This window comes from Patulibacter sp. NPDC049589, from assembly GCF_040675535.1.
GTDB lineage: Bacteria > Actinomycetota > Thermoleophilia > Solirubrobacterales > Solirubrobacteraceae > Patulibacter.
In genome coordinates, this window is sequence record NZ_JBFAPC010000281.1 from 1 (window position 1) to 4004 (window position 4004).

Consider the following 4004-nt stretch of genomic DNA (forward strand, 5'->3'; position numbering starts at 1 on the left):
GTCCCGGTTGGGGTAGTCGAGCTCCACGCTTCGCGCCATGACGCGGAGCAGCCTACACTCCACGGCGCCGGGTCCTGGCGGCCGCGATCGCCGCGGGCCACGCGAGCCGCCCCACGTGGGCGCTGCGACTGCTCGACGAGCTGCTGGAGCAGACCGACGACCCCGCGCTGCGGGCGCAGGCCGTCGAGCAGCGCGGCACCGCCCTGCTGCAGGAGGGCCACCCCCACGAGGCCGCGGCCGTCTTCGAGGCCGAGGCCCGCCGCGCGCAGGCCGACGATCCGCTGCGCGCCGCGCTGCTCCTGATCCGGGCGGGAGCCGCGCTGCTGGCCAGTGGCTCGGTCGCCCGTCTCGCCGAGCTCGCCCGCGCGGCCGGCGCCCTGCTGCCGCCCGAGGCCCAGGCGATCCCCGCGATCATGGAGGGCCTCGCGCTGACGTCGACCGGCGAGCACGACCGCGCCCGGGAGCTGCTGCGCGCCGCCAAGCCGGTCCTGGACCACCTGGACCCCTGCGGCGAGGGCCACGAGATCCTGTCGATCACGGCGTTCGGCCTGACGTGGCTGGAGGAGCTCGACGCCGCCGACGCGCTCCTGTGGCGCTGCGTCACGGCCGCCCGCGAGGCCGGCGCCGCCGGGCCGCTCGCCCTGCCGCTGGCCACCCGCGGGCCGCTGGACCTGCGGCTCGGCGCGTGGGACCGGGCCCTGGAGCACGCCGAGGAGGTCATCGGCCTGGCCGACGCCACCGACAGCGGCTTCGCGGTCTCCGTGGCGTGCTCGACCGCGGCGTGGGTCCACGCCGTCCGCGGGGACGAGGCGCGCGCGGTCGCCCACGCCGAGCGCGCGGCCGCGGTCGCGGCCCGCCACGACCTCGGTCACGCCGACGCCTACTCGTCTTCCGCGCTGGGCCTCATGCACCTCTCCGCCGGGCGCCCCGGCGAGGCGGTCGCGCACCTGGAGCGCAGCCACCGCCGCAGCGCCAACCAGGGCACGACGGACCCGGGCTTCGTCGCCACCGCGCCGGACCTCGTCGAGGCGCTGCTGGCCGAGGGGCAGCGCGAGCGCGCCGAGTCCGTCGCCGCGCTCGTCGAGCAGGCCGCCCGCGACGGTCGGGGCCCGTGGGCCCTGGCCGGCGCCGCGCGCTGCCGCCTGCTCCTGGCCCCCGACGACGCGTTGGACGAGCCGATCCGCGAGGCCCTCGCCACCTCCGAGGTCCTGCCGTCCCCGTTCGACGTGGCCCGCACCCGGCTCGTGGCGGGCGAGCGGCTGCGCCGGGCGCGGCGCCGGAGTGACGCCCGGGACCCGCTGACCCGTGCCGCGGAGGCGTTCGCCGGCATGCGCGCGGAGCCGTGGGAGCGGCGGGCCCGCGCGGAGCTCGCCGCCTGCGGCGGCCGACAGGCGGTGCCGGGCGCGGAGGACCTGACGGCCCGCGAGCGCGCCGTCTGCGGCCTCGTCGTCGAGGGCCGCACCAACCGCGAGGCCGCCGCGGCCCTGCACCTCTCCCCGCGCACGGTCGAGCACCACCTGCGCCAGGCGTACCGCAAGCTCGGCGTCCGATCACGGACGGCACTGGCGGCGCGCTGGCGGGACGCGGGCTGAGGGCCGCAGACTGAGGTCCGTGTCCTCGGACCGTCGAAGGTGCGTTCTTCCTCCCCAGGGACGGAGAACCGCACGCTCGAAGCCCAGGAGCCGGACACTGCGCGCGGGCCGCGGGCGGGCCCGCCCCCACGGACCATCGAGAGTGCACTGATCCTCCTCAGGGACGGAGAACCGCACGCTCGAAGCCCAGGATCCGCACAGGGCCGGCCACCGAGCGGCCCGGTCGAGCGTCAGCCGCAGTCCCGACTCGGCCGCGGTCCGACTCAGCCGCGGTCCCGACGTCGGCCGCAGTCCCGACTCGGCCGCGGTCCCGATGTCAGCCGCAGCGCACCGACGCCACGAAGGCTCCGGAGCGCGCCACCGGCCGGAAGCCCGGCGGCGCCGGCTTCGTCGACCGCGGGACGCCGTCGGCCTGGGCGTAGCGGCGGCGCCACTTGCCGCCGGCGGCGTCCTCGTCGACGGTGATCGCCACGCCGCGGGTGAACGCGCCGAGGCGTCGGGCGCGGGGGTCCGACCGCGCCACGACGCGACGGGAGCCGACGTCGAGCTGGAGCCGGATCTCGGGCACGAGGCGGTACGTCGGCAGCGATATCGGCCCGCAGCGGGCGCCGCGGCGGACGGCGGGGTCGTCGATCAGGTCGCGGACGTCCGTGCGGGCGTCGGAGAGGAAGCGCAGCTCGTCGCCGAGGCTGCGGACCGAGTCGCGCTTCACGGTCAGGTAGGCGCCGACGCCGAGGACCGCGCCGACCACGACGACCGCGGCCCAGGCGGTGCGGAACGGGAGGCTCCCGGACACCCTGCCGCCGGGCGCCCCGGTGCTCGCCGCCGCCGTTCCTCCAGCACGTCCGGCGGGTGCACGGGTCGTGGACTCACCGGCCGCAGGTGCCGTCCCCGCCCCACCGGACTCGGCCACCGCACCGGCCCCGGCCTCCACATCGGCCCCGGCCGCCCCACCGGCCCCGGCCGCCCCACCGGCCCCAGCCCCCGCACCGGCCCCGGCCTCCACACCGGCCCCGGCCTCCACACCGGCCCCAGCCCCCGCACCGGCTCCAGCCCCACCACCGGCCCCGGCCGCCCCACGACCCGAGGCCTCGCCCTCCCGCGGCAGCGCCAGCCACCCCGTCGCGGCCAGCGCGGCGAGGACCGTGAGGGCCACGACCGGGACGCTGAGGTAGCGCGGGATCAAGGACAGCCCGCCGACGCCCGCGGCCAGGAACGTGACGACGCCCGCGGCCAGCAGCGCGACGAGCACCGTCCGGACCCGCCGCGGCACGGCGCGCAGGCCGGCGCGCGGCGCGAGCAGCAGCACCGCGAGACCCGCGAGACCCGCGACGAAGACGGGCGGGCGGGACTGGTCGACGAGCTGGGAGACGAGGATCCGTGGCGCCTTGGCGATCCCGCGGTCGCGTCCGAGCTCGTCGGCGAGCTGACTGGTGGCCGTCAGCGAGTGGAACGGATCCCCCGTGACGACGAGGTCCATCAGGACCCAGAGGACGGGGGCGAGCAGGACGAGGCCCAGGTGGACGCCGCGGCCGGGCAGCAGCGGCGCGCGGCTCCAGGCCCGGGCGCCGGGGAACCCCGGGCCGGTCGGCGCCGCGGGGCGGGGCCCCGTCGACCCGGCCTCGGCGTGGCGGGACCCGCCGGCCGGGGTCCGCCCCTCACCCGCGGCGACCGGTCCCCGCACCGGACCGTCCTGCGCCGTCCGGCCCGGCCGCCGCTTCGCGACCGCCGACCAGCGACCGGGGACGGTGCACCACAGCCAGTGCAGGCCGGCGAGGACCCAGGCCTCGGGCCGCAGCAGGCCGGCGAGGACGAGCAGCAGCGCCGGGCCCTTCCAGGCCGTCGGCCGGCGCAGCGCCCACGCGCCGGCCCAGGTGACGAGCGCCAGGAACGGCACGTCGAGGTAGCCCTTGGCGGCCAGCAGGCCGAACGCGAAGCTCGACAGCAGCAGCAGCCCCGCGACCGCGGCGGTGGCGCGGCCGACGCGGACGGCGCGCTCCGGCGGCGCGATCGCCTCGCCGGCGACGCGGCCCAGCCGGGCGGTCCCGGCGGCCAGGACAGCGAGCGACAGCGCGCTGATCAGCACCATCGCCCGGTCCCCGTCGTCGCCGAGCAGCCCGACGACCGGCACGCCGATCGCGACCCACAGCGGGTGCGGCGTGGACGCGGCGTAGCCCTCGAACCCGGGCTTGGCCCCGTCGAGCAGCTCACGCGCCCAGACGAGGTCCAGGACGGTGTCGTAGTTGCCGGCGGACGGGAAGGCCAGCCAGACGACGATCGCCCCGACCACGCCGAGGGCGAGGATCGCCCACTCGACGCCGGTGCCGTAGGGGTCGCGGGCGGCGGGGCCGTCGACGCCCGCGACGGCGCTCGGGCCCCGGGACGGAGCGACCGTCTGCGGCCCATCAGATC

Annotated in this window: 1 protein-coding gene and 2 pseudogenes; 1 reads left to right on the forward strand and 2 read right to left on the reverse strand. The window is 78.7% G+C overall.

Features of this window, described 5'->3' with window-relative positions:
• Window positions 1–449 (reverse strand): annotated as a pseudogene (locus tag AB0L40_RS26985) (hypothetical protein); the annotation flags it as partial.
• Here AB0L40_RS26985 and AB0L40_RS26990 point away from each other — a divergent pair.
• The gene (locus tag AB0L40_RS26990; RefSeq protein WP_364361773.1) at window positions 414–1592 is read left to right on the forward strand and encodes a LuxR C-terminal-related transcriptional regulator; all 1179 of its coding nucleotides are present in this window, start codon (window positions 414–416) and stop codon (window positions 1590–1592) included. The pseudogene AB0L40_RS26985 and the gene AB0L40_RS26990 sit on opposite strands and share 36 nt — an antisense overlap.
• Window positions 1593–1908: 316 nt before the next feature.
• Here the strand turns inward: AB0L40_RS26990 and AB0L40_RS26995 are convergent.
• Window positions 1909–4004 (reverse strand): annotated as a pseudogene (locus AB0L40_RS26995) (hypothetical protein); the annotation flags it as partial.

Coding starts and splice junctions, on each gene's coding strand:
- AB0L40_RS26990 (WP_364361773.1), top strand. CDS start 414: ATGGAGGGCCTCGCGCTGACGTCGACCGGCGAGCACGACCGCGCCCGG.